Origin of the sequence: Pedobacter miscanthi, from assembly GCF_003315595.1 — a bacterium.
GTDB classification, from domain to species: domain Bacteria; phylum Bacteroidota; class Bacteroidia; order Sphingobacteriales; family Sphingobacteriaceae; genus Pedobacter; species Pedobacter miscanthi.
The window spans coordinates 131,917-156,084 of record NZ_QNQU01000016.1; the positions used below are offsets into that span (position 1 = coordinate 131,917).

General features: G+C 38.4%; 22 protein-coding genes. 14 read left to right on the top strand and 8 right to left on the bottom strand.

Annotated features, from left to right (window positions below):
* The first annotated feature begins 2 nt into the window (after positions 1-2).
* The 6 genes from DRW42_RS18555 (at position 3) to DRW42_RS18580 (ending at position 4,773) form a co-directional block, all read left to right on the top strand.
* Positions 3-476 (top strand): hypothetical protein, encoded by a 474-nt coding sequence (locus DRW42_RS18555; RefSeq protein ID WP_113950319.1) that lies wholly within the window; start codon positions 3-5, stop codon positions 474-476.
* 28 nt (positions 477-504) lie between these two features.
* A complete protein-coding gene (locus DRW42_RS18560; RefSeq protein ID WP_208643589.1) occupies positions 505-894 on the top strand; it encodes a DUF7793 family protein in 390 nt (129 codons plus the stop codon).
* Between the two features lie 47 nt (positions 895-941).
* On the top strand, positions 942-1,538 hold the full coding sequence (locus tag DRW42_RS18565; protein ID WP_113950320.1) for a hypothetical protein: 597 nt from the start codon (positions 942-944) through the stop codon (positions 1,536-1,538).
* A 23-nt stretch (positions 1,539-1,561) separates the two neighbouring features.
* Positions 1,562-2,206, top strand: coding sequence for a hypothetical protein (locus DRW42_RS18570; RefSeq protein WP_113950321.1), 645 nt, complete (start codon positions 1,562-1,564; stop codon positions 2,204-2,206).
* 145 nt (positions 2,207-2,351) lie between these two features.
* The gene (locus DRW42_RS18575) at positions 2,352-4,301 is read left to right on the top strand and encodes a beta-N-acetylhexosaminidase (protein WP_113950322.1); all 1,950 of its coding nucleotides are present in this window, start codon (positions 2,352-2,354) and stop codon (positions 4,299-4,301) included.
* Position 4,302: 1 nt separating this feature from the next.
* Positions 4,303-4,773 (top strand): CYTH domain-containing protein, encoded by a 471-nt coding sequence (locus DRW42_RS18580; RefSeq protein ID WP_113950323.1) that lies wholly within the window; start codon positions 4,303-4,305, stop codon positions 4,771-4,773.
* A 295-nt stretch (positions 4,774-5,068) separates the two neighbouring features.
* Here DRW42_RS18580 and DRW42_RS18585 read toward each other — a convergent pair whose 3' ends face one another.
* The 3 genes from DRW42_RS18585 to DRW42_RS18595 form a co-directional block, all read right to left on the bottom strand.
* Positions 5,069-6,037 carry an FKBP-type peptidyl-prolyl cis-trans isomerase gene (locus DRW42_RS18585; RefSeq protein ID WP_113950324.1) on the bottom strand — a complete coding sequence of 323 codons (969 nt, stop codon included), beginning with the start codon at positions 6,035-6,037 and terminating at the stop codon, positions 5,069-5,071.
* Positions 6,038-6,232: 195 nt separating this feature from the next.
* Complete coding sequence (locus DRW42_RS18590; RefSeq protein WP_113950325.1) at positions 6,233-7,231, bottom strand: FKBP-type peptidyl-prolyl cis-trans isomerase; 999 nt, start codon at positions 7,229-7,231, stop codon at positions 6,233-6,235.
* 44 nt (positions 7,232-7,275) lie between these two features.
* The gene (locus tag DRW42_RS18595) at positions 7,276-8,286 is read right to left on the bottom strand and encodes a DHH family phosphoesterase (protein WP_113950326.1); all 1,011 of its coding nucleotides are present in this window, start codon (positions 8,284-8,286) and stop codon (positions 7,276-7,278) included.
* Positions 8,287-8,651: 365 nt separating this feature from the next.
* On the opposite strand from DRW42_RS18595, the gene DRW42_RS18600 reads away from it, so the two are divergent.
* The 3 genes from DRW42_RS18600 to DRW42_RS29015 all read left to right on the top strand — a co-directional run bounded on the left by DRW42_RS18600 (position 8,652) and on the right by DRW42_RS29015 (position 10,405).
* The gene (locus DRW42_RS18600; protein ID WP_113950327.1) at positions 8,652-9,071 is read left to right on the top strand and encodes a nucleoside-diphosphate kinase; all 420 of its coding nucleotides are present in this window, start codon (positions 8,652-8,654) and stop codon (positions 9,069-9,071) included.
* Positions 9,072-9,180: 109 nt separating this feature from the next.
* Positions 9,181-9,954, top strand: a complete 774-nt coding sequence (bamJ, locus tag DRW42_RS18605; RefSeq protein ID WP_113950328.1) for a BamJ family beta-barrel-assembly machinery protein — start codon at positions 9,181-9,183, stop codon at positions 9,952-9,954.
* 274 nt (positions 9,955-10,228) lie between these two features.
* Entirely contained in the window at positions 10,229-10,405 is a 177-nt protein-coding gene (locus DRW42_RS29015; protein ID WP_167437814.1) for a hypothetical protein, read from the top strand.
* Between the two features lie 78 nt (positions 10,406-10,483).
* Here the strand turns inward: DRW42_RS29015 and DRW42_RS18610 are convergent, their stop codons facing one another.
* Together DRW42_RS18610 and recF are read right to left on the bottom strand one after the other, a co-directional pair.
* Complete coding sequence (locus DRW42_RS18610) at positions 10,484-10,774, bottom strand: DciA family protein (RefSeq protein ID WP_113950329.1); 291 nt, start codon at positions 10,772-10,774, stop codon at positions 10,484-10,486.
* The gene (recF, locus tag DRW42_RS18615; protein WP_113950330.1) at positions 10,767-11,870 is read right to left on the bottom strand and encodes a DNA replication/repair protein RecF; all 1,104 of its coding nucleotides are present in this window, start codon (positions 11,868-11,870) and stop codon (positions 10,767-10,769) included. Before recF ends, DRW42_RS18610 begins: the two co-directional genes overlap by 8 nt.
* 109 nt (positions 11,871-11,979) lie before the next feature.
* On the opposite strand from recF, the gene DRW42_RS18620 reads away from it, so the two are divergent.
* Together DRW42_RS18620 and DRW42_RS18625 are read left to right on the top strand one after the other, a co-directional pair.
* Positions 11,980-12,384 (top strand): hypothetical protein, encoded by a 405-nt coding sequence (locus tag DRW42_RS18620; protein WP_113950331.1) that lies wholly within the window; start codon positions 11,980-11,982, stop codon positions 12,382-12,384.
* A gap of 123 nt (positions 12,385-12,507) precedes the next feature.
* Positions 12,508-13,173: a tetratricopeptide repeat protein gene (locus DRW42_RS18625; RefSeq protein ID WP_113950332.1), complete on the top strand. Its 666-nt coding sequence runs from the start codon at positions 12,508-12,510 to the stop codon at positions 13,171-13,173.
* Positions 13,174-13,543: 370 nt separating this feature from the next.
* Here the strand turns inward: DRW42_RS18625 and pth are convergent, their stop codons facing one another.
* The 3 genes from pth to DRW42_RS18640 form a co-directional block, all read right to left on the bottom strand.
* The gene (gene pth, locus DRW42_RS18630; RefSeq protein ID WP_113950333.1) at positions 13,544-14,104 is read right to left on the bottom strand and encodes an aminoacyl-tRNA hydrolase; all 561 of its coding nucleotides are present in this window, start codon (positions 14,102-14,104) and stop codon (positions 13,544-13,546) included.
* A gap of 233 nt (positions 14,105-14,337) precedes the next feature.
* Positions 14,338-14,922 (bottom strand): 50S ribosomal protein L25/general stress protein Ctc, encoded by a 585-nt coding sequence (locus DRW42_RS18635; RefSeq protein ID WP_113950334.1) that lies wholly within the window; start codon positions 14,920-14,922, stop codon positions 14,338-14,340.
* A gap of 155 nt (positions 14,923-15,077) precedes the next feature.
* Positions 15,078-16,019 (bottom strand): ribose-phosphate pyrophosphokinase, encoded by a 942-nt coding sequence (locus DRW42_RS18640; protein ID WP_113950349.1) that lies wholly within the window; start codon positions 16,017-16,019, stop codon positions 15,078-15,080.
* Between the two features lie 371 nt (positions 16,020-16,390).
* Here DRW42_RS18640 and DRW42_RS18650 point away from each other — a divergent pair, with 371 nt between their 5' ends.
* The 3 genes from DRW42_RS18650 to DRW42_RS18660 all read left to right on the top strand — a co-directional run bounded on the left by DRW42_RS18650 (position 16,391) and on the right by DRW42_RS18660 (position 24,040).
* Positions 16,391-19,417 (top strand): glycosyltransferase family 117 protein, encoded by a 3,027-nt coding sequence (locus DRW42_RS18650; RefSeq protein ID WP_113950335.1) that lies wholly within the window; start codon positions 16,391-16,393, stop codon positions 19,415-19,417.
* A 383-nt stretch (positions 19,418-19,800) separates the two neighbouring features.
* Positions 19,801-22,851, top strand: coding sequence for a glycosyltransferase family 117 protein (locus tag DRW42_RS18655; protein ID WP_113950336.1), 3,051 nt, complete (start codon positions 19,801-19,803; stop codon positions 22,849-22,851).
* Positions 22,852-23,485: 634 nt separating this feature from the next.
* Entirely contained in the window at positions 23,486-24,040 is a 555-nt protein-coding gene (locus DRW42_RS18660) for an REP-associated tyrosine transposase (RefSeq protein ID WP_113950337.1), read from the top strand.
* Positions 24,041-24,168 lie beyond the last annotated feature (128 nt).

The following is a 24,168-nucleotide window of genomic DNA, read 5'->3' on the forward strand; positions in this document are numbered from 1 at the left end:
TAATGCTTTATTTTAAAAAAATATATCTTCTCAATAACTCAGAGAAGCAGGAACTTGAGAAAAGTTTAAGAAGCAAAAGTTTAAAAAGAAGCCAGATGCTTGATTTTGTTTTCGAGACATCCAACATAGGCACAGATAAATATTTTCTAGGTAATGAGGGTAAAAAGGATTTAAAATTAACAAGGATTAAAACCTCATTCGAAAGTTTTTTGCCTAAAATCATAATAAGTTTCCCTAAAGAGACAGCTATACAGTATTATAAATTTAGGCTATCGGTGCTCTCAACTTTAATTCTGGCTTTACTTTCTTTTTTATTGCTCATCAGTTTTTTAGATGTGGTAATGAATCAGAAAAATGCTGAAGCTTTTTTAATAACCTTAGTATTATCTGTGATTTATTTTTCATTCATTTTACTAGAGCTGAAAATTACAAAGAACAGGATTTTAAAGAGTATAAATCTTGATAAACGAGTTTAAATATCAAGTCAAAAAATCTAGCTACATTATGGTTAATATGGAAGATAAACCGCTCATCGAAGGCGAAATTGCCGATTATTTATTAACAGATAACGGCATACTGATTTCGTACAGTAAAAGTATTTTACGGATTGTTGAAAATATTGCGGCCAATGTTGCCCTGGTGAAGAAAATCACCAATAACAAAAAAGTCCCATTACTCATCTACCTTAAAAACTCCCCGGTGCCAGATAAAGAAACACGAAAATTCTCGACGGAACAACTTCCCAATATTTATACCGCTATGGCCATGGTATCTAAACCCGGTTTGGCACAATTGATAATGAAAATCCTTTTTAAGTTCCAAAATCCGCCAATACCGATCAAATCATTTACGGATGATGAGAAAGCAAAAGAATGGCTGAAGCAGTTTTTATAAGTGAACCTTTATTTGTATCATTAAGTATTACTAATATTTAACGCTCCATGAAAAAAAACATGATTTACGGAATCGTGCTCTGTATGGCATTTTCGTGTAAAGATGCTGAAACACAAACCGATAACAAAGAAACACCTGCGGCACTACAAGACGACAAATCTTACAACATTATTTCGAAAAGAGGCCATGAGGATTTAATAGAAAACTTATATGCCGATGCAGTAAGTAAAGATTCTGCGTTAAAGAAATTGGATGAAATTATCAATGAAATCAGGGATGGAAAAATTGATTCGTTAAAGAAGTTTGATATTTATGAGGAAAAAAATCAAGATTACTTCTTTTCTGCCAATCACCATGTAAAAGAGATCAAAGATTCTTTATTGAGAAAAAGTTTAACCGCACTGATTGCAAAAAATCTCGAAGAATATAACAATAAGGTTTCATCGCACCGAAAACTCGTTAAAACGGTAAATGCCAAAATGGTTTCTTTAAACGATCTGGAACTGGCTTTAAAAATCTCCAGAACATTCCCATTGATAAAAAAATACCAGAAAGAAAACCTGCCAAACCAAAAGTCTATTTTAAATTTAAGACAGAAAATAGATCAAACTATTAAATTGGCAGATACGATGTATAAAAAATAGTTTTCAACTCCCGTAATACAAACATGAGCATTCCGGAAAATAATGTAAATGCCTGGTTAATAAAAAAAGGTTATTTTGACCGACAGCCAAAAAAACTATCATTTAAATCCCAATCAATTGAGTTCGGCAGTCAAAAATTAGCATTACCAACAGCAATCGATCTATTAACAGAAGAGCCACTACAATACAGGTTTGGCATTAAATGGATTAGAGGATTTGAATTTACGGTTGGGAGAAAGTATCAACTATTTATTAAAAATGGAGATGGGGAAACGATTAAAATAAGTTTTGGTTCTTATTATGGCATAAATAAAATTCCTCTTTTTAACCAATATATCGAAATATTAAACCAATTGTGGCGAAGCTATTTCGATGGTTTAGTTGATCAATATCTGGAGCTTTTTAAACAAAAAGTACCCTTTACCCTGGCAAATGCAAAATTTGACGAGTTTGGCATTAAAATTAAATCTGTAAACTTTATTAAGGAAGAAGAAAAGTCGTTGCCCTGGACTGATGTAGGCACCAGAGATTACCAAACCTATTTTGCTATCTTTTCGAAACAAGCCCCATCAATTATCAATAAAGGTTACAGCTACCTTGATGATTGGAATACCAGAGTTTTGTACAGTGTTGTTCAAACTATATTAATGAGAAGAGAAAGGCAATAAGTGGTTAATCAATGTCTAAGCGCTGTAGTTAGTCTTTTACCCAATATATTCATTATACGCTGCTCTCTGCTAATTACTCAAATTAAATCTTTTTTAATAAATTGCGGATTATACTTATCCGGTTAAATCCGCTTTAATTATTTTAATGAAAAAATTATTCCTGATCATCACCAGCTGTTTTCTTGCAGCCAACACTTTTGCTCAAAACATTGTTACGGAAACCGAAGTCGGCGATGCTGAAAGCGCGGTTGCACAAACACCGATTGCCATTATACCCGAGCCGGTATCGTTAATAAAAAAGGCCGGAACCTTTACCCTGCCCGAAAATGTAATTATACAGGCAGTTAAAAGCGCGGAGTTAAAACAATCAATTGCTTACCTTTCTGACCGGATTACGACTGCCACAGGCAAGTTTGTGAGTTCTGTAAGCAATTCAGCCCACCCTACTATTAAGCTGATCCTAAATACGCAGGAAGATGCTCAACTGGGTAAAGAAGGTTACAAACTAAACGTTAACCCCACCCAGGTTGTCATTACTGCTAACCAGCCGGCAGGTATTTTTTACGGTGTTCAATCATTACTTCAGCTTTTCCCTGCCGAAATAGAAAGCAAAGAACTGGTAAATGATGTAAAATGGAAAGCACCCTGCGTTGATGTAGTAGATTACCCAAAACTGGGCTGGAGAGGTCTGATGTTTGATGTTGCCCGCCACTTTTTCACCAAACAGGAAGTGAAACAGTTTATTGATGATATGGTGCGTTATAAATTCAACCTGTTGCACCTGCATCTTGCAGACGATGAAGGCTGGAGGATAGAAATTAAAGGTTTACCAAAATTAACCGAAATTGGCGCCTGGAGCGTTAAAAAAACAGGAACATTTGGCGATTTTATCCCTCCAACCCCTGATGAGCCCCGTACTTATGGCGGTTTTTACACTCAGGAAGATATTAAGGAACTTGTTCAGTATGCACAGGAGCGTTTTGTAAATATACTTCCCGAAATTGATGTTCCCGGACACAGTTTGGCCATTATTGCTTCATACCCCGAATTATCATGCACGCCTGATGCCGTCAATTATAAAGTACGTTCGGGTGAAAAAATTATGGACTGGAGCCGTGGTGCACCGCCAATTGCTTTGGTTGATAACACCCTTTGTCCGGCAAACGAGAAGGTTTATGGCTTTTTAGATACTGTAATTACTCAGATTGCACAGCTTTTTCCTTTCGAATACATCCACATGGGCGGAGATGAGGCTTCGCATAATTTCTGGGAGAAAAACGATCAGATAAAGGCATTAATGCAACGCGAAGGACTAAAAACCATTCCTCAGGTTCAGGCTTATTTCGAAAAACGTGTGGAGCAGATTGTAGTGGCCAAAGGCAAAAAATTTATGGGCTGGGACGAAATTTTAGACGGTGGTGTATCGCCAACCGCATCTGTAATGAGCTGGAGGGGCATGAAATATGGCATCCAGGCCGCTAACGAGAAACATAATGTAGTAATGAGCCCGACCGAATTTGCCTATCTGGATTATATGCAGGCCGATGTAATTACCGAGCCAAAGGTTTACGCCTCATTAAGGTTAAACAAAGCTTATCAGTTTAATCCTGTTCCGGCAGGTGTAAATGCACAATATGTAATCGGCGGACAAGCTAACCTTTGGACAGAGCAGATTTTTACTTTCCGTCAGGTAGAATATATGGTTTATCCCCGTGCTTTTGCCATTGCCGAATCGATCTGGAGTCCCATTGAAAAGAAAAACTGGATTAATTTCGTAGATCGTACGCAACAACACTTTAAACGTTTGGATTTAGCAGAAATCAAATATTCGCCAGCCATTTACGACCCTATTTTTACCGTAAAACGCAGTGCCGACAAACAATTGATGATAGAGCTTACCACAGAAATTGATGGCTTGGACGTTTACTACAGCTTTGATAACTCTACGCCAGACCGTTTTTACCCGAAATACACAGCCGCCTTGCAGGTACCTAAAGATGCCAGTATGTTACGTGTAATTACCTATCGTGGTAAACAACCGATTGGAAGATTAATCAGCATGCCTGTTGCAGATTTACAGAAAAGGGCAAGATAAAATGGGAAAAGAAATAGAGCGCAAGTTTTTAATCGATCAGCAAAAGTGGGATAACCTGAATAAACCGGAAGGAAAACTATTCAGGCAGGGTTACCTGTTAACCGATAAAGATAAAACCATACGGGTAAGGGCAACTGAAACCAAGGGCTTTTTAACCATAAAAGGCCTAACTGTTGGTGCCAGCCGGTTAGAATATGAATATGAAATTCCGGTTGCCGAAGCCAATGAATTATTGGATAATTTCTCGGTTTCCGAACTTTCGAAAACCCGTTATGAAATTCAGTTCCACGGCAAACTTTGGGAAGTAGATGTATTTGCAGGCGACAATGAAGGTTTAGTTATAGCAGAAATCGAACTGGAAAGCGAAGATGAAACCTTCGATCTGCCTGATTGGGTAACTAAAGAAGTAACCGAAGAAGCAAAATACTATAATGCTAACCTAACGGTTAGGCCTTTTAAAGATTGGGTTTAAATTAAAGACCTCGCATTGTTAGTCGGGATTTGTAATCCCGTCTGAAGAACTAAGGATTTTAAATCCTTTATGAGTAAAGTCAAGATTGCAAATCTCTACCAACAACCAAGATTGGGTTTAAACCGCTATAGTCCTCGTTTGTAACGAGGATTATTGAGAAGTGCATTTTTAATGCACATAGGGAAAAATTCATAGCGATAAAATCGCTTTTCTCATGCATCCTCGTTAAAAACGAGGACGATATTACTCGAATAGACCTCGCAGGTTTTCGAAACCTGCGAGGTCTAATAATATTCTATTTAGCCAACGGCGCAGCCGCATTCGGCTTGATAATCCCTTTGAGTTCTACATCAAACACCAATGGAGTAAATGGATTGATTGGTCCGCCGCCATTTTCGCCGAAACCCAATCTTGATGGTAAAATCATTTTGATCTTTCCACCAACGCCGATTAACTGTATGCCCTGAATAACTCCCTGAGGCAATTGTCCCAAAGGTAAACTACGCGGCACATATTGTACACTTTCTGAGAAAATCCCGGCTTCTTTAGCAATTTTAGCATCCGAAGTATCGAAAACGTTTAATGCACCGTTCGATTTTTTGTTTGTAAACTGGCCGGTATAATCCATTAGCACCGTATCGGTTAAAGTTGCCCTTTCCGAATTACCGGGTGCAGAAATTACATATTGCAGGCCCGATGGTGCAGTGGTTACCTTTAAACCGTTATCGGCAACATATTTCGCGATTTTAGCAGGCTCTACTGTTTTATTTTTTTCGTTCAACGCTTTGTATTCCGCTTCGAAGAAAAGTCTTTTTTTGGCTTCAAAAATAGAATCAGCGTCTTTCCCTTTGTGTAATACCTTCTCAATTTTAATGGTAAAGGAAGCAATATTCGATTTTAAGCCCTTTGGTTTCGGCTGACCGGAATATTTTTCCATTGAATCGAGGTTTAGTTTAAAAACCGCACTATCGCCTTCTCCAAGTAGTTTAAGGCCCGAAGCCAGATCGCCTTTAAACATCGATTTACTGATGGCAAAAAAAGCAGGACGTTCGTTATCGTAAGTATTTACCATTACCGAATCGGGGTTAGTGTTGGTTTCAACGGTTTGTACGCCATTTAACTTTACATAATCACCATCCTGGATTTTTGGCTTACCTTCACTTTTATAGATCTTGTAAGTCATATCACCATCACCCTTTTCGAATTTGTTGCAGGCAGATAAACCAAGTGCTGCTGCCAAGAGCATAATTATTCCTTTTTTCATTAGTATTTTTATTAAAAACAAATCAATACCCTGAAATGGGATTTTGCTTCATTTTATTAGATTGCTACAAAGATAGATGATAATAAGTTTTTATAAATCTTTGTAAAGTTTTATTTCTTTGTTCAGCGTCAAAAAAAAGGCAAAAAAAAATCCTGCTTAACTGAATAAGCAGGATTTTAAAAAATTATTTAAAAATTATTTTTTAGTTGTTGGAACCGGAACTGCTGAAACTGGAGCAGCAGGAGCTGGCTTGCCTTTAATAATATCTTTAATTTCAAGATCGAAAGCAATCGGGCTGAAAGGCATAATACCAACCTGTGGTGCACCTTGCTCGCCGTAACCTAAGTTAGAAGGGATAATTACTTTGATTTTACCACCTTTACCAATTAACTGTAAAGCTTCGGTAAATCCAGGGATTGTACCACCAACCGGCATTTTTTGTGGACCGTAAGGTTTGCCAGCTTTAAATTCGTTTTCCGCTTTAGCCAGTTTCTCATCGCTGGTATCGAAAATTTTGTATTTACCATCTTTACCTTTTTTAGTAACTCTACCGGTATAATCAATTAATACCGTATCGCCCAAAGCTGGTTTTTCTGCACTGCCCGGTTTTTCGATAATATAGTGTAAGCCGCTTGCAGTAGTTTTGGTTGCCAATTTGGTATCTTCTAAATAAGCTTTCAGTTTAGCAGGTTCTGCAGCTTTCTTTTTCTCTGAAGTAGCTTTGTAATCAGCCTGGAAAAACTCTGTTGCCCTTTTATTAAAGGTAGAATCAGCTTCACCAGCTTTTTTCTTGAATACTTTTTCAACTTTTACAGTGAAAGTAAGGTATTTATCGTTTTTAAACTGCTCTGGTTTTGGTTGTTTGCTATGGAAAGCCATAGTATCCAGGTCGATTTTAAATGTAGCACTGTCGCCTTCTCCGAACAAAGTTAATACATCGTTCATATCACCAGCGTACATTTTCTTCTGTACAGGGAATACTGCAGGGGTTTCGCTATCGAAGGTATTTGATAAAACTGAATCTTTACCATTTTTCTGGATGAAGTTCATTTTAACGATATCACCTTCTTTGATTTTTTCGTTACCTGCTGAGTGGTGGATGGTATATAATAAGCCACCCGCGCCCTTTTTTTCTTGTTTACATGCCGCTAAGCCTAAAGTAGCTGCTGCTAGAATAATAATTCCCTTTTTCATTTATTAATTTGACTTTTTTAAGTTTTATTGTTTTTTTATTGCCCTTAGGCGATCAATTGCTCTTTATATTCTGCTAATATCGATTTAAATTCGTTAACCACATCATTTAATGGTTTTTCTGATGCGCCACCTGCTGCATTTCTATGTCCGCCACCGTTAAAATATTTCTTGCAAATCTCGTTTGCAGGGAAATCACCTGTTGATCTTACCGATAATTTAACTTTATCTGTACGCTCAATAATTAAAGCGGCCAAACGGATTCCGTTAATTGATAAAGCATAATTTACCACGCCTTCAGTATCGCCCGTTGCACTGTGGTATTCGGCAAGTTCTTCTTTGGTAACCGAAATGATTGCGGTATTGTATTCTCTTAAAACCTCCAGCTTGTTTGACAAGCAATAACCTAAAAAACGCAAACGGTTTTCGCTGGCATTATCGTATACCAGTTGGTGTATTTTCCAATGTTCGGCTCCTAAATCAATCAGGTTTGCGGCAATGCGGTAAACTTCAGATGTTGCAGATTCGAAACGGAAAGATCCTGAATCGGTCATAATCCCGGTATAAAGGCACGAAGCTACATCTTTATTAATTCCGGCCTGATCTTCCAGCTGGTTCACAATAAAATCGTAAACCAATTGTGCCGCTGCACAGGCATTAATATCCCAGTGGCGGTAATCGTCAAAATCCTCAGGTTCGAGGTGATGATCGATCATAACCTTTTTTGCACCTGCTGCCCTCACCAGTTCGCCCAGTTCGTTAATCCGGCTTAAGGTATTAAAATCAAGACAAAAAATAATCGATGCTTCATCTACCAGTTTGGCGGCCTGCTCCTGCTGCTCTGTAAAAATAACTACATCGCCATTGTTGGGCATCCAATGTAAAAAAGTAGGATAATCAGTTGGGGTGATTACCCTTACATGATGGCCTTTCTGAATCAAATATCCATATAATCCCAGCGATGAACCCATTGCATCGCCATCTGGTTTATGATGCGTAGTGATCACAATCCGTTGTGGAGTAGCCAGTAATGTTTTTAATTCAGTTAGTGTAAGCATATATTTTTCGAGTTGCAAAGCTAAGTAAATTTAGAATAGGATTGATTAGGATTTTAAGATTTTAAGGATGAACCGAATCATATAGAACAGGATTAAAGGATTCCGGGATTTGCAGGATTATGGAGCAATGCTATTTAAGTTAGGCGATTAGGTATAATTAACCACAGATAAAAAGCCTGCCCTGCCGTTCGGGCGTGGATGCACACAGATAAAATCCGGTATTTACCTATGTGCATTCGTGACTAAAAACCTGGATTATTGCGTCAAATTAACTGTTTGATGCATTTCACAATCTTAAATTGCAGTATATTGCTTATTCATCAATTAAAACGTATTTTTGCAAAAAATTTGATATCAAAAGCACAATGAGCACTAACAGAACTTTTACCATGATTAAGCCAGATGCAGTAGCAAACGGCCATATCGGATCGATCATTAACGACATTACCAATGCAGGTTTTAAAATCATTGCATTAAAATATACTAAACTTACTTATGAAACTGCTGGTCAGTTTTATGCTGTACACGCTGAGCGTCCTTTCTATAAAGATTTAGTAAGCTTCATGTCATCAGGACCAATTGTTGCAGCTATTTTAGAAAAAGACAACGCAATTGAAGATTTCAGAAAACTGATCGGTGCTACCAACCCTGCTGAAGCTGCAGAAGGTACTATCCGTCAGAAATATGCAAAATCTATCGATGCTAACGCTGTTCACGGTTCAGATTCTGATGAAAATGCAGAAATTGAAGGTAACTTCTTCTTTAAAGCAGACGAGCGTTTCTAATTTTCAAGAACACGATATTTATTTAAAACCCCGAAAATTCGGGGTTTTATTGTTTTATCTATTTTGTATCTTTCGGCCTTAAAAAATACTCAACACTATAAAATAAATAATGAAAAGAATTTTCTTAGCGGTATGTTTATCGGGTATCGCTGCAGCATCTTATGCACAAACCAAAACAGCAGCAAAAAAACCTGTTGCCAAGAAACCGACCGCAGTAAGTAAAACATCAACTTTAAAAATGGGCGGTCTACAATCTACCTTAGATTCGACCAGTTATGCATTTGGTACCTCTATCGGTGCCGGCTTAAAAACAACCGGGTTATCAACCTTAAATTACGATGTATTGTTAAAAGGCCTAAAAGATGCTTTTACTGGCGGCAAAACTGTTTTAACGCAACAACAGGCACAACAGTGCATCAACGAAGCATTATCGAAAGCATCTTTGGTAAAAAACAAAGCAGAAGCTGAAGCAAATAAAATTAAATACGCACCTATTATGAAAGAAGGACAAGAGTTCTTAGAACAGAACAAAAAACGTGCAGGCGTACAAACAACTGCAAGTGGTTTACAATACGAGGTTTTAACCGCCGGAACAGGTGTTAAACCATTGGCTACCGATTCGGTATTGGTACACTATAAAGGCACATTATTAAACGGAAAACAGTTTGACAGCTCTTATGACAGAGGTGAACCGATTTCTTTCCCGCTTAACCGTGTAATTGCAGGTTGGACAGAAGGTGTACAGTTAATGCCTGCTGGCTCTAAATACAAATTCTTTATTCCTTACAACCTGGCTTACGGCGAACGTGGCGCAGGTGCAGATATTCCTCCTTACAGTACTTTGATTTTCGAGGTTGAACTGTTAAAAGTTAACGGGAAATAAATTTTTGCGCAAAGTCGTCATCTCGAGCGAAGTGCAACGTAGCCGAGAGATCTATTTCGAGATAGATCTCTCCGTTCCACTGCGTTCCAGTCGAGATGACGAGTTTTTTTGATGACCATCAGAGAGTCGTCACCTTGAACTTGTTTCAGGGTCTTTCAAATTAGATCCATCCGTTTCGATTGAGATAACGACTTTTCTTTAGATTCGCGCTAAATAAGCCTTTCATTAAAACTTTCTTTAGTATTCGATGTTAGCTATTACAAATTAACATGATATGAAAAAAGTACTTCCTTTAGCATTGATCGCATTTTTATGCACTACCTTAAGCAGTTGTGAACTTGTAGAAGGTATATTTAAAGCCGGCGTTTGGGTAGGCGTAATTGTAGTGGTGGTAGTAGTTGCACTGCTGATCTGGATTTTCGCCAAGATTTTTGGTGGAGGAAAAAGCTAGTCTTGAGTCCTAAGTCGAGAGTCTTAGTCCTTACTAAATACAAGGGGCATGAGTTTAAAACTGATGCCCTTTTATTTTTTATAAAAATATCATTTCGGTAATTACCTCGCTCCCGGCGTGCTCATTCAGTTTTTGGATAATACCCTGGCGTACCATAATCAGTTCATTTTTGATTACCGACGATTCTATCCTTAAAAACAGTTTTTTATCATGGATATAAATCTGCTTGGTACGGTTGGCTATTGCGGTGCCCATAATCTCCGGCCATACCGATAAAATCGAAGTTTCATCAAACTTACGGCGTAAACGGTACACATCCAGCAATTTGCTGATGGCATCTTTCACAGTAACATCATTGGGTTTACGCATTTTGTATCATTCCGTTATCAACTTCAAACAAAGTTACATCAACTTCTATTTTTTCGAAAATTGATTTTACCCTTTCTCTTCCGGTATCAGTAATAAATATCTGTCCAAAATCGTGATGCGAAACCATCTGCATCAGTTTTTGAACACGGTGATCGTCAAGCTTATCAAAAATATCGTCCAATAACAATAAAGGTTTAAAGCCTTTGTTTTTGGCCAGATAAGCATACTGGGCAATTTTTAAGGCAATCAGAAAAGATTTCTGCTGTCCCTGCGAACCGAATTTCTTTAAAGGCATTCCGCTGATCACAAAAGCAAGTTCATCTTTATGGATACCTGTTGTAGTCCGCTCCAGCACACGGTCTTTCTCAACCGATTTTTTTAACAGTTCTTCGAAAGTACTTTCGTTTAACTGCGACTGGTAATTTAGTTCTACTGTTTCCTTGTTTTCGGTAAGGTAGGTATAATATTGGTTAAACAGCGGAATAAACTCATCCATAAAAGTTTTACGGGTAGCAAAGATTTTATTGCCGGCAAAAACCAGCTGCTCATCCAGAATCTCGAGCAAAGTAGGGTCGTACTTCCGGGTGATGGCAATCTGCTTTAATAAGGCGTTGCGGTTTAACAGGATACGGTTGTAAGTAATCAACTGGTCTAAATAATGTGCATCAGTTTGCGAAATCACATTATCAATAAACTTCCGGCGTTCCTCGCTGCCTTCCATAATCAGGTTTACATCATAAGGCGAAACCATCACCACGGGGAAAAGGCCAATATGATCGGCCAGTTTATCGTATTCTTTTTTATTGCGTTTAAACTGTTTTTTCTGGTTCCGTTTTACACCACAGGAGATTTTTTCGTTTTTTTCGTTACGGTCGAAATCACCCTGGATCATAAAAACCTCTTCGCTGGTTTTAATCTGCTGACTATCGATCGGGTTAAAGTAACTTTTACACAGACAGAGGTAGTGGATGGCATCGAGCATATTGGTTTTGCCTGAACCGTTATTACCCGTAAAAACGTTTACAGTTTCCGAGAAATGGAGGTCTGCATCGCTATAGTTTTTAAAATTTAGAAGGGTAATGTTTTTTAACCACATAAATATGTCACAAATTTACCGTTTTTTAGCCTCTAAACATCTATTGTTTAAAATTAACGTTAATAACATTTAAAAAAATTGTACTTTCATAGCAAGGAAAAATATTTAAATGGTTGCACAAAAAATGTTAGAAGGTAATGTGCTGTGGTCATACGATCACGAACTTACCGAGAAAAATTCGAGCTGGTTCAGGAAAATAGCTAATTTCTTTTCTTTCTTAACGCCCCGTCATAATCATGAAGGCAATATCCTGTTGGCATCAAACGGTTTATTTATTACCGGCGATGAGCAATTGGAACTTCCATTATCCCATATAGAAGAGGTTTATATGGGTTTTGATGACCTTTTCCCGGCTTCATCAGTCAAAAACTTCGGTTTATTTTGGCAACCCATCAGGATCCGCTCAACCATTAGCCGCTCCGAAAGTCAAACGGTATATCTGGTAATTAATCATACGGGGATTTTTAACGACAACCAGACATGGTTTAACACCTTAATTAGCCTACTGCGCTAATCGTTGCGGCCATTTTGCAATCTGTACCCCTAAATAACTAATGATTAATTAAATACTTCAAAATAAAGGTTGATACTTTGATTGAAAAATGTATTTTTGCAATCTTAAATTTTTTAAACAAACATGTCTACAACAGATAACCAGACAATTCAATCAACCAAAAAAGGTTCATTTTTACAGGAGAATAATAAGAGCTTACTTTTTATAGCAGGCGCTGTAGTATTATTGGTGTTAATATATATTTGGTATCAAGGCGTGTATTTAAAAGGCCGTGCTGAAGAAGCCGCCAGCAAAATGTACAAAGCCGAACAATATGTTGGGGTAGATTCATTATCGAACAAAGCAGTTAAAGGCGAAGGCGGTTATCCGGGATTAGAGCAAATTGCCAAAGAATACGATAACACAAAATCGGCAAACTTAGCTAACCTTTATTTAGGTGGTATCTATTTACGTAAAGGCGAATACAAACAAGCAATCGAATCGTTAAGCAAATACAGCGCTACTGGCAGTCCGGTTGCAGATCCATTGGCTTTAGGTTTATTGGGCGATGCTTACAGCGAATTGAAAGATTTTAAACAAGCAGCAACCTACTATAAAAAAGCGGCTGATAAAGCAAGCAAATTTACTTCGCCAATGTTTTTGAAAAAATTAGGATTGGTTAACGAAAACCAAAACGATTTTAAAGGTGCAGTTGATGCTTATACCAAAGTTAAAACACAATATCCTGAAAGTGCAGAAGCGCAATTAATTGATGCTTACATTGCAAGGGCTCAGGAAAAAGTTAAATAATCATTAACTAACTATATTTTATTAAAAGATCATCGAAAGATGGTCTTTTTTTTGTTTAAAGGGATTTGTCTGGCAGCCGTTCCCTTTTTTGATAACTCACCAAAAACCAAAAAACTAATTTATTTTTTGGAAATCAAATGCAGATGCTTTTGGGTTGATACAGTCCCGCTCTCCGTTTTTTCCGATGCTAATTATCCTGTAATACAAGTTATTGGTAAAAAGCATCGGAACCACTGCGATCGGGTTTAGGTGGCACAGGCAGTAATGCTATTTCGGGTTGCATGGTGCAGAGAAAAGATCCTTCGCTAAGCTCAGGATGACAGCATAAGCAATTAACCGATTTAAACAGTTAACCGATTAACCCAAAAACCTATTTATTAAAAGCCGTCATGGTATGTGCAGGCCCAACAGTAACAAAACTCTTAATCAGGTCTACACTTTTATCAATTAACGCAGGCAATTCTAATTGTTCGTTTTTATCAAATAAGCCTAAAACAAAATCTACCTGTCGTCCTTTCGGATAATCATTCCCGATACCGAAGCGTAGGCGTGCGTAGTTTTGTCCACCACAAACTTCTTCAATGCTTTTTAAGCCGTTATGACCAGCGCTCGAGCCCTGTAACTTCAATCTTAACTTACCCAATGGCAGTGCAAGATCGTCGACAATTACCAGCACGTTCTCCGGCGCAATTTTCAGCTCTTTCATCCAATAGTTAACAGCCTTACCGCTCAGGTTCATAAAGGTAGTTGGCTTAATTACATGCAGTTTTTTGCCTTTAAAACTCACTTCTGAATAATAGGCCAGACGGATATTCTCGAAACTACCCCCTAAACCTTTAACCAGTTCATCGGCAATATCAAAACCAATATTATGTCGGGTATGTGCATAATCCGGTCCGATATTCCCTAAGCCAACTATAAGATATTTCATGGCGCAAAGATAAATAAAAAGGTTGAGGGCGGGAAGGTTGAAGGGTGGAAGGTGAAAAAGCTGAGGGGTCGGAAGTCCGAAGTCTTAAGTCCCGAGTCGTGAGTCCTAAGTCCTAAGTCAAAATACTATTAAGGTTTTAGCGCTTTGGCGGTCAAATTCTTTATGAAACAAAAAAGCGTTCCGATCTAGATCGAAACGCTTCATCTTAAAATCAGGAAATCTAATAATCCTGATTATTTTTTACCTTTAGCAGCTTCAGTTTCTGCTTGTTTTAATGCTCTAGACATTGCAACAGAAACGATAGTATCTTCAGGAGTGTTAGTGATTACGTATTTATCACCTTTAAGGTCACGAACACGGAATAAACTACCAACTTCTAATTTTTCTAAGCTTACTTCTACGTTTTGTGGCATATCAGCTGGTAATGCTTTAACACGTAGTTTACGTAATTTCTGGATCAATTTACCCCCCATTTTAACACCTGGAGAAGTTCCTGTTAATTTTACAGGGATTTCCATTACGATTTCTTTCTCGTCGAACAACTGAAGAAAATCGATGTGCAATAATACGTCGGTAAGTGGGTGAAACTGAGTATCTTTTACGATAGCTTTAGTTTTAACACCATTAACATCGATTTCAACAAAGTTAACTTCCGGGGTATAAATAACATCTCTTAAATCAGCAATAACCACAGCTAAGTGTTGTTGCTCTTTTCCACCATACAATACCGCCGGAACTTTACCTTCGTAACGAAGTTCCTTGGCATCGCGTTTCCCTACGTTCTCTCTTGGAGAACCGCTAATTGCGATTGTTTTCATTTTTTATTTTATTTAATTATTTATTAGTATCAAGTATTTAGCAGCTAGTATCAAGATGTAAAGCCTTTTACGTACTACTTTCTACTTTATTATTCTCTTTTTTGGTTAGCGCCAGGCGATCGGCGTTTTAAGCGCTCATCGCAATACGCTCAACGCTAAACTCTAAACAGATCGCTAATCGACCCATGCTCATTTACATTGGCAATTGCCCTTGCAAATAAACTTGCGGTGCTTAACACCCTGATTTTCGAACTCTCCTGCTTTAACGGGATGGTATCGGTAACAATCAGTTCGGTTAATACCGAGTTTTCAACAGTTTCTATTGCTTTGCCCGATAATACGGCATGTGTACAAACTGCTCTTACACTTGCAGCACCGTTTTCCATAATCAGGGCAGCAGCTTTAGATAAAGTTCCTGCGGTATCGCAAATATCATCGATCAATACCACGTCCTGTCCGGTTACATCACCAATAATCGACATTGATTCGATTTCGTTGGCACGTTTACGGCGTTTATCGCAAATAATTACCTCCGCATTAAAAAACTTGGCGAAAGTACGTGCCCTGTACGAACCGCCCATATCCGGCGATGCAATGGTTAAGTTTTTTAAACCTAAGCTTTTGATATAAGGAACAAAGATTACCGATCCATCTAAGTGATCAACCGGGATATCGAAGAAACCCTGTATCTGTGCAGCATGTAAATCCATCGTCATGATGCGGTGGATACCTGCCGACTTTAATAAATTGGCCACCAGTTTTGCACCAATTGCTACACGCGGTTTGTCTTTCCTATCCTGACGGGCCAAACCATAATAAGGAACCACTGCTGTAATATAATGTGCCGATGCTCTTTTAGCTGCATCAACCATTAGCAAAAGCTCCATTAAGTTATCGCTGGGCTGATAAGTAGACTGGATCAGGAAAACATCACTACCACGAACTGACTCATCAAAAGAAGGTTGAAATTCGCCATCGCTGAATTTGTGGATGGTTACGCTACCAAGTGGCTTGCCGTAATGTTCGGCAATCTTAAGTGATAATCCCTTAGAACCTGTTCCGGAAAAAAGTTTTACCGGGTTAAACTGCAATGGCATGGTCCGTGTGTAGTTTACGGTTAAAAAAAATCGGATCATGTAGATTTAAACATGATCCGACGTTAAATTTCTGTTGTCCGACCTGGATTCGAACCAAGACAAACGGTACCAAAAACCGTTGTACTACCCTTATACTATCGGACAAAATTTATCAAGGATATTCTCCTCGAAAGGGAATGCAAATGTAGGAACCTTATTTTAATTTTGCAAGAGTGATTTTAAAATATTTTTAATTTCTTTCCTGCTGTTCTTTGTTTGCGATGCAAAGATAAAAAAATGATTATATCCGGTGCAACATTTTATTTTTTTATACGACTTTTTTTATTGCGAACCACATAAATCATTTATTATCAAAGACAAAAAATTAAACTATGAATTACTCTAGGATCAACACCATTGGGGGCTGGCTCTGCTTTGGCATTGCGGCAATTACCTATATTTTAACTTTAGATCAATCCGTAAGTTTCTGGGACTGTGGCGAATTCATCTCCTCGGCCTTTAGAATGGAGGTGGTACACCAGCCCGGTGCCCCAATTGTATCCATGATTCAAAGAATATTTTCTACGCTGGCTTTTGGCGATAAAACCAAGGTAGCCTATTTTGTAAATATCGCTTCGGCGCTAGCCAGTGCAGGTACTATTTTATTTTTATTCTGGACAATTACGGCATTAGCCAAGAAAACCGTGGTTAAAAAAGGCGAAAAAATCACCAAACAGCAAATCATTGGTATTATGGGCGCCGGTTTGGTTGGTGCCCTGGCCTACGCTTTTTCTGATAGTTTCTGGTTTTCGGCGGTAGAGGCCGAAGTTTATGCCATGTCGTCACTCTGCAGCGCAGTGGTATTTTGGGGTATCCTGAAATGGGAATCGCAGGCTGACGAACCCAAAGCAGACCGCTGGTTGCTTTTTGTGGCTTATATTATGGGGCTTTCTATCGGTGTGCACATCTTAAACCTGCTTACCATCCCTGCACTAATATTTGTTTATTATTTTAAAAAGAACGCTTCGCCCAAATGGCAGGGTGTTGTAAAGGTATTTTTTGTTTCTATTGTATCATTAGCCGTAGTGCAGTTTGGCCTCATCCAGTATATAGTATCGCTTGCAGCGAGTTTCGATTACTTTTTCGTCAATACCATGAACCTGGGTTTCGGCACGGGGATATTATTTTTTGCAGTTTTATTAATTGGTGGCTTAGTTTATGGCATCCGTTACTCCATCCGCCAAAATAAAAGAGCCTTAAACCTGATCTTACTGTTTACCGTATTGCTTTTATTCGGTTATTGTTCCTTTGCACTACTGGTAATCAGGGCGCAGGCCAAACCCAACCTCAACAATTACAATGTAGACAATGTATTTTCACTTTCGAGGTATTTAGGCCGCGACCAATATGGCGACAGGCCTTTACTTTATGGAGAGAACTACAATTCAGAAAAAACAGATATTAAAGAAACGGGGAAAATATTCCGCAAAGGCGACAAAAAATACGAGCCTGCGGGAACAAAATCGGCCTACGTTTTTGCCGATAAAACTTTAATGCCACGTATGTACAGCGACAAACCCGAACATGTGCGGTTTTATAAAAGTTATATGGGTTTTGATGACCAGCATAAACCAACCTTTGTAGAAAACTTAAAATACATGTTCTCTTTCCAGGCTGGGCAGATGTACATGCGCTATTTTATGTGGAATTTCGTTGGGCGGAAAAATAACGAAGACGGGCAGTTTGGCGGTACAGATGGCACCTGGCTGAGTGGCATTAAACCTGTGGATGCGATAAGACTGGGCAATCAAAAAAACCTGCCTCCATCTATTACCGAGAACAAAGCGTATAACCGGTTTTTCTTTTTGCCTTTGATTATTGGCCTGATTGGTGCAGTTTGGCATTTTAAGCGCAACCAGAAAGATGCCGGCGTTATCGGTTTATTATTTGTTTTTACGGGAATTGCCATTGTGGTTTACCTTAATTCCGTTCCGATTGAACCACGCGAAAGGGATTACGCTTATGTAGGCTCGTTTTATGCATTCGCCATCTGGATAGGTTTAGGGGTATTCGGCCTGAAAGATTGGGTATTTAAAAAATTAACGCCTGCAAGGGCAGCAGTCTTTGCTTCGGTTATCGCAATGTTCTGCGCGCCAATTATTATGGCGAACCAGGGCTGGGATGACCACGACCGTTCTGATAGTCATGAGGCAAGGGATATGTCGGTAAATTACCTTAAATCATGTGCCCCTAACGCCATCCTGTTTACTTATGGCGATAACGACACTTATCCGGTTTGGTATGCGCAGGAGGTAGAAAATGTACGTCCGGATGTGCGCGTGGTGAACTTAAGTTTATTTACTGCCGACTGGTATATTGATGGAATGCGAAGAAAGCAAAACGAATCGGCTCCCTTGCCCATCACCTTAAAATCCGAACAATATGTAGAAGGTACCAGGGATATTATGTATTACCAGGATTATAAAGTGGCACAACATGTAGAATTACAGCAAATTCTAGACATCCTCCTCTCCGACCATGATGAAGATAAAGTAACCATGAACGATGGAACAAAATATAATGTATTGCCTACCAAAAACCTGAAACTGGCGGTAAGTCCGCAACAGGTTTTAGATACCGGCACCGTACCCAAAGAAGATGCAGGTAAAATTGCAAGCAGCATGGAATGGACCTTTAACCAAAACTATGTAACCAAAGGAACTTTGGCCTTATTCGATATTTTAGCCCACAACAACTGGGAGCGTCCGATTTACTTTACGGGGGCCATGCCTGATGAACAATATCTTGGCTTAAACAAATATCTCTATTCAGAGGGATTGAACAAGAGATTGCTGCCTTTAAAACCGGATACGGCAATTACCGAAGATTATGAACGCATTAACATCAAACCCTTGTACAACAACCTGATGAATGTTTATGCATACGGAAACATCAAAAATGCAAATCACCTGGACAGACAATCAGCTGATGATGTAACCAGGATCTCGAATATGTTTAACAGTGCGTTAAACGACCTGATTAACCAGGGAAAAATTGCAGAAAGCAAAAAAATGGTCAATAAATTCTATGGTGTAATCCCTGCCAAATTTTACAGCATGCGCCAGGTAATGAGCACTTATTATTTTACCGAAAGCCTTTACCGCTTAAACGATCTGAACCGTGCGAATGCGATGATTAAAAAAACGGCCGATTATGTGAACAAAGAGCTGAATTACCTTGCCGATGTTTCGGAAAGTAAAAACCAGCTTACTGCAGAGCAGGATATCAGGTTTTACATGGGCTATTTAGGTCAGATGGTAAAATTAACCAGTGCATTTAAACAGGATGGGCTAAGCAAAAGCCTCGAAAAACAGTACAACGATCTGATTAGCCGTTTTACGCCTTATGCAACCGGTTAGTGTAAAAGCATTCTAAATTTTAACCCCATAGGCTGCTGCTTATGGGGTTTTCTTTTCCTGATGACAACCTGAATTCGATTAATATTTATGCATTTTGATCTGTTTCAACCCCTCTTTCCTCGCGTGATCGTCATGCTGAATTTATTTCAGCATCTTTTTAGCATGAAAGACCCTGAAATAAATTCAGGGTGACGACCATGAGTTATAAACATCTTAAAGGAGGCTCTTTATAGGTTTATAATCTAAAATCCCTGATGTTAACAGGCTTAGGCCGTTAAAAATTGTTAAATCAATCCAAAAATTTACCTGTTTTATCGGTTAGAATAGTTAATTTCGGCAGCATTTTTATGTGAAAACAATTTTTAATATCATTAAACAAACCAATGAATTATTCAAAAGTTAATAATATAGTAGGCTGGATCTGCTTTTTAATTGCTACAATAACTTACGTTTTAACCCTCGAGCCTTCTGCAAGCTTTTGGGACTGCGGCGAATTTATCGCATCGGCATTCAGGATGCAGGTTGTTCACCAGCCGGGTGCACCTTTATTCTTAATGATCCAGCGTTTCTTCTCTATTTTTGCTGCCGGAGATTTAACCAGAATAGCTTACTGGATGAACGTAGGTTCGGCTGTTTCAAGTGGGGCAACTATCTTATTTTTATTTTGGACAATCACCGCGTTGGCTAAAAAAACGGTATTAAAAGCCGGTGAAGAACTTACCACAGGTAAACTGATCAGCATTATGGGTGCTGGTGCCGTTGGTGCATTGGCCTATACTTTTTCAGATAGTTTCTGGTTCTCGGCAGTAGAATCGGAAGTTTATGCACAATCATCATTATTTACAGCAATTGTATTCTGGGCGATCCTTAAATGGGAAGCGCATGCCGATGAGCCACGTGCAGATCGTTGGTTACTATTTATTGCCTATATAATGGGTTTATCAATCGGTATCCACCTGTTAAACTTATTAACCATACCAGCACTGGCGTTTATCTATTATTTTAAAAGAACAGATAAAGCCACACCATCAGGCATTTTCAAAACACTTATTGTTGGTATCTTAATCTTAGCGGTAATCCAGTATGGTATTATCCAATATCTGGTTTCGTTCGGTGCTTATTTCGATCTTTTCTTTGTCAACACTTTAGGTTTAGGTTTCGGAACCGGCGTTTTATTTTTTGCTATTTTATTAATCGGAGCATTGGTTTGGGGAATCCGTTATTCTATCAAACACCAAAAGAAATTGTTAAACTTAGGTCTACTTTCTGTAGTGCTGATCATTTTTGGTTACGGATCTTTCTCAATGATCATCATCAGGGCAAAAGCTGATCCGAATTTAAATAACAGTGCACCAAAAGATGCCTTCTCTTTTTTAAGCTACCTAAACCGTGAGCAATATGGCGATAGACCATTGTTGTACGGACCAAACTATAATTCTGAAAGAACAGGTGTAACGGAAGGTGGAAAAACCATCTGGAGAAAAGGTAAAGACAAATATGAAGTAGCCGGTAAAAAAACAGATTACGAATACAGCAACAATACCTTATTGCCACGTATGTATAGCGATGATGCGCGACATGCAGGTTTTTATAAAGAATGGATGCACTTAGATGATTCGAAGAATCCAAACCTGGTTGATAACGTTGGCTTTTTAGCGAGTTACCAAATCGGTTACATGTATATGCGTTATTTCTTCTGGAATTTTGTTGGCCGTCAGAACGATGAGCAAGGTCAGGGAAGTGGTTTTGAAGGCGAATGGATTAGCGGTATCAAACCAATTGATTCGTGGCTGCGTGGTGATCAGAGCCATTTGCCACCATCAACAGTTGATAACAAAGCTTATAACCGGTTCTTCTTTTTACCGTTGATTATGGGAATTATCGGTGCGCTTTGGCACTTTAAACGCAACCAGAAAGATGCAGGCGTAGTAGCATTGCTGTTTTTCTTTACCGGTATAGCGATTGTATTATACTTAAATCAAAAGCCTTTAGAGCCACGAGAAAGGGATTACGCTTATGTAGGATCTTTCTATGCCTTTGCAATATGGATCGGTCTTGGGGCGCTCGCAATAAAGGAATGGTTATTTAAAAAATTAACGCCAGCCACAGGTGCCATTGCCGCAACGGTTATCGGTTTACTTGCTGCTCCGGTAATTATGGCACAACAGGGATGGGATGACCACGATCGTTCTACCAAACTGGTTCCACATGATATTGCTTTAGATTACCTGCAATCTTGTGCGCCAAATGCCATCTTATTTACCTATGGTGATAACGACACTTATCCGCTTTGGTATATACAGGAAGTAGAAAATGTACGTCCGGACGTACGTATTGTAAACTTAAGTTTGTTTGATACCGATTGGTACATTAATGGTTTAAGACAAAAACAAAACGAATCGGCTCCATTGCCAATCACTATGAAACCTGAGCAATATGTACAGGGCGAAAGGGACGTAATGCCATACGATGATTATAAAATTGCAGGCAGTATCGAACTTAAAAACGTGGTTGATTTATTGTTATCAAACGATGATAGTGATAAGGTACCGATGCAGGATGGTTCGAAATCGAACTTCCTACCTACCAAAAACCTTAAAATTACGGTTGATCCGCAACAAGTAATAAGTACAGGAACGGTTTCGGCAGCTGATGCTTCGAAAATTGCCACTGAAGTAGACTGGAAATTTAACAAAGGTTATGTAACCAAAGGTACATTGGCCATGTTCGATATCCTTGCACACAACAACTGGAAACGCCCTATTTATTTCGCATCTACAGTTCCTTCTGAGCAATATAATGGTTTAGACAAATATTTATACAGCGAAGGTTTAGCCTTACGTTTATTACCGTTAAAAGCTGATACAACAGCAACTGAAGATAAACCAGAACAGTTAAACACGCCTGCGATGTACAATAACGTGATGACTAAATTTAAGTGGGGTAATATGAAAACTGCTAAATATTTAGATCCACAATCATCGGATGACACCTTTATTTTCACTAATATCTTCAGCAGCTTAACCAGCAGTTTGATTAAAGATGGTAAAATTGATGAAGCGAAAAAAGTTGTAGACAAATATTTCGCAGTAATGCCAACTGATAAATTCTTCGGTATCCGCACCGTTGTAGTGAAATTCTACATGGCCGAAAACCTATATAAATTGGGAGAAACGGCGAGGGCGAATGATATTATGGATAAATCGGGAGAATACATCAATAAAGAATTAAACTACTTAGCTGATATTTCACAATCGAAAGGTTTAACCGGATCGCAGAATATCCAAACAGGCTTATATTATCTGGATAGGATGATTAAAACCACCAAAGCCGCTGGTCAGGATAAGTTGAGCGACAAACTTCAGAAAACATTTAATGCTTTAGAAAGCCGTTTATCAGCGTTCTTCCCCCAACAACAGGGTCCGCAGCAATAAGCGGATTTTGAAAATAGATTTTAAAGCAGCTGCATTAATTTGTAGCTGCTTTTTTGTTGGGCTTGCGCTCGTTTCCAACGAGTGCATCATTAGCCTTACGATTTTATCGTAAAAACATAATAGCTCATTAATTAAACCGTAAAATATGGTATACTATTTACACGATTGTTGAAACGAGCTTGGGCTACTCGAGAATGCTTGCGCTCGTTTCCAACGAGTGCAGCAATAGCCTTACGATTTTATCGTAAAAACATAATAGCTCATTAATTAAACTGTAAAATACGATATACTATGTACATGCTCGTTAGAAACTAGCGTGAGCTACTCGAGAATGCTTGCGCTCGTTTCCAACGAGTGCAGCAATAGCCTTACGATTTTATCGTAAAAACATAATAGCTCATTAATTAAACTGTAAAATACGATATACTATGTACATGCTCGTTAGAAACTAGCGTGAGCTACTCGAGAATGCTTGCGCTCGTTTCCAACGAGTGCAGCAATAGCCTTACGATTTTATCGTAAAAACATAATAGCTCATTAATTAAACCATAAAATACAGTATACTATTTAAACGCTCGTTAGAAACTAGCGTGAGCAATTATGATCTTTCTGAATAAATATATAAATTTAATATATGTCAGATCAATATCAAGCCAGGGATCCGGAAGGAATTTATTTTCTAACCTTTACAATTGTGGATTGGGTTGATATATTCACAAGAGTTTCCTTTAAAGAAATCATTATCAATTCGCTAAAATATTGTCAATTAAAAAAGGGATTAACGCTTTATGCCTATTGCCTAATGACCAATCACATACACCTTATTGCCTCTGCCAGTGGAAACACAAAGCTTTTTGAAATTGTTAGAGATTTTAAAAAATATACAAACAGAGCGATTATTGAAGAGATTAATTCAGGAAATGAAAGCCGCAAAAAGTGGCTGTTAAATAAATTCGAATTTGCCGCGAAATATACAACCCGCATCGAAAACTATAAAGTTTGGCAAGATGGTTATCATGCTGTTGAATTAATTAGTTCAGAGTTTACATATCAAAAACTAAATTATATACATCAAAATCCGGTTCGCGCTGGAATTGTAGCTGATCCCGAGCATTATACATATAGTTCTGCATCTAATTATCACGAGCTTGGTGGACTATTAGAAGTTGAGTTGCTTGATGTTAATTGATAAAGATCTTTGTCGCGTATTTTTTATGGCTAGAATAATTTTATTGTTTAAGAATATTCGACATCGTAAAATACGATAGGCTACTTAGGGGCTGACCAAAAAGGTAGATTACTAATTTGGTCAGCCTC

What these genes read in the sequence shown, in the direction of transcription:
- DRW42_RS18575 (WP_113950322.1), top strand. Translation starts at nt 2,352, where the DNA reads ATGAAAAAATTATTCCTGATCATCACCAGCTGTTTTCTTGCAGCCAAC.
- DRW42_RS18640 (WP_113950349.1), bottom strand. Translation starts at nt 16,019, where the DNA reads ATGCCATTGCAGTTTAACCCGGTAAAACTTTTTTCCGGAACAGGTTCT.
- DRW42_RS18585 (WP_113950324.1), bottom strand. Translation starts at nt 6,037, where the DNA reads ATGAAAAAAGGAATAATTATGCTCTTGGCAGCAGCACTTGGTTTATCT.
- DRW42_RS18660 (WP_113950337.1), top strand. Translation starts at nt 23,486, where the DNA reads ATGTCAGATCAATATCAAGCCAGGGATCCGGAAGGAATTTATTTTCTA.
- pth (WP_113950333.1), bottom strand. Translation starts at nt 14,104, where the DNA reads ATGAAATATCTTATAGTTGGCTTAGGGAATATCGGACCGGATTATGCA.
- DRW42_RS18635 (WP_113950334.1), bottom strand. Translation starts at nt 14,922, where the DNA reads ATGAAAACAATCGCAATTAGCGGTTCTCCAAGAGAGAACGTAGGGAAA.
- DRW42_RS18570 (WP_113950321.1), top strand. Translation starts at nt 1,562, where the DNA reads ATGAGCATTCCGGAAAATAATGTAAATGCCTGGTTAATAAAAAAAGGT.
- DRW42_RS18555 (WP_113950319.1), top strand. Translation starts at nt 3, where the DNA reads ATGCTTTATTTTAAAAAAATATATCTTCTCAATAACTCAGAGAAGCAG.
- DRW42_RS29015 (WP_167437814.1), top strand. Translation starts at nt 10,229, where the DNA reads ATGAAAAAAGTACTTCCTTTAGCATTGATCGCATTTTTATGCACTACC.
- DRW42_RS18610 (WP_113950329.1), bottom strand. Translation starts at nt 10,774, where the DNA reads ATGCGTAAACCCAATGATGTTACTGTGAAAGATGCCATCAGCAAATTG.
- DRW42_RS18620 (WP_113950331.1), top strand. Translation starts at nt 11,980, where the DNA reads ATGGTTGCACAAAAAATGTTAGAAGGTAATGTGCTGTGGTCATACGAT.
- DRW42_RS18560 (WP_208643589.1), top strand. Translation starts at nt 505, where the DNA reads ATGGTTAATATGGAAGATAAACCGCTCATCGAAGGCGAAATTGCCGAT.
- DRW42_RS18565 (WP_113950320.1), top strand. Translation starts at nt 942, where the DNA reads ATGAAAAAAAACATGATTTACGGAATCGTGCTCTGTATGGCATTTTCG.
- DRW42_RS18625 (WP_113950332.1), top strand. Translation starts at nt 12,508, where the DNA reads ATGTCTACAACAGATAACCAGACAATTCAATCAACCAAAAAAGGTTCA.
- DRW42_RS18650 (WP_113950335.1), top strand. Translation starts at nt 16,391, where the DNA reads ATGAATTACTCTAGGATCAACACCATTGGGGGCTGGCTCTGCTTTGGC.
- DRW42_RS18580 (WP_113950323.1), top strand. Translation starts at nt 4,303, where the DNA reads ATGGGAAAAGAAATAGAGCGCAAGTTTTTAATCGATCAGCAAAAGTGG.
- recF (WP_113950330.1), bottom strand. Translation starts at nt 11,870, where the DNA reads ATGTGGTTAAAAAACATTACCCTTCTAAATTTTAAAAACTATAGCGAT.
- DRW42_RS18595 (WP_113950326.1), bottom strand. Translation starts at nt 8,286, where the DNA reads ATGCTTACACTAACTGAATTAAAAACATTACTGGCTACTCCACAACGG.
- bamJ (WP_113950328.1), top strand. Translation starts at nt 9,181, where the DNA reads ATGAAAAGAATTTTCTTAGCGGTATGTTTATCGGGTATCGCTGCAGCA.
- DRW42_RS18590 (WP_113950325.1), bottom strand. Translation starts at nt 7,231, where the DNA reads ATGAAAAAGGGAATTATTATTCTAGCAGCAGCTACTTTAGGCTTAGCG.
- DRW42_RS18655 (WP_113950336.1), top strand. Translation starts at nt 19,801, where the DNA reads ATGAATTATTCAAAAGTTAATAATATAGTAGGCTGGATCTGCTTTTTA.
- DRW42_RS18600 (WP_113950327.1), top strand. Translation starts at nt 8,652, where the DNA reads ATGAGCACTAACAGAACTTTTACCATGATTAAGCCAGATGCAGTAGCA.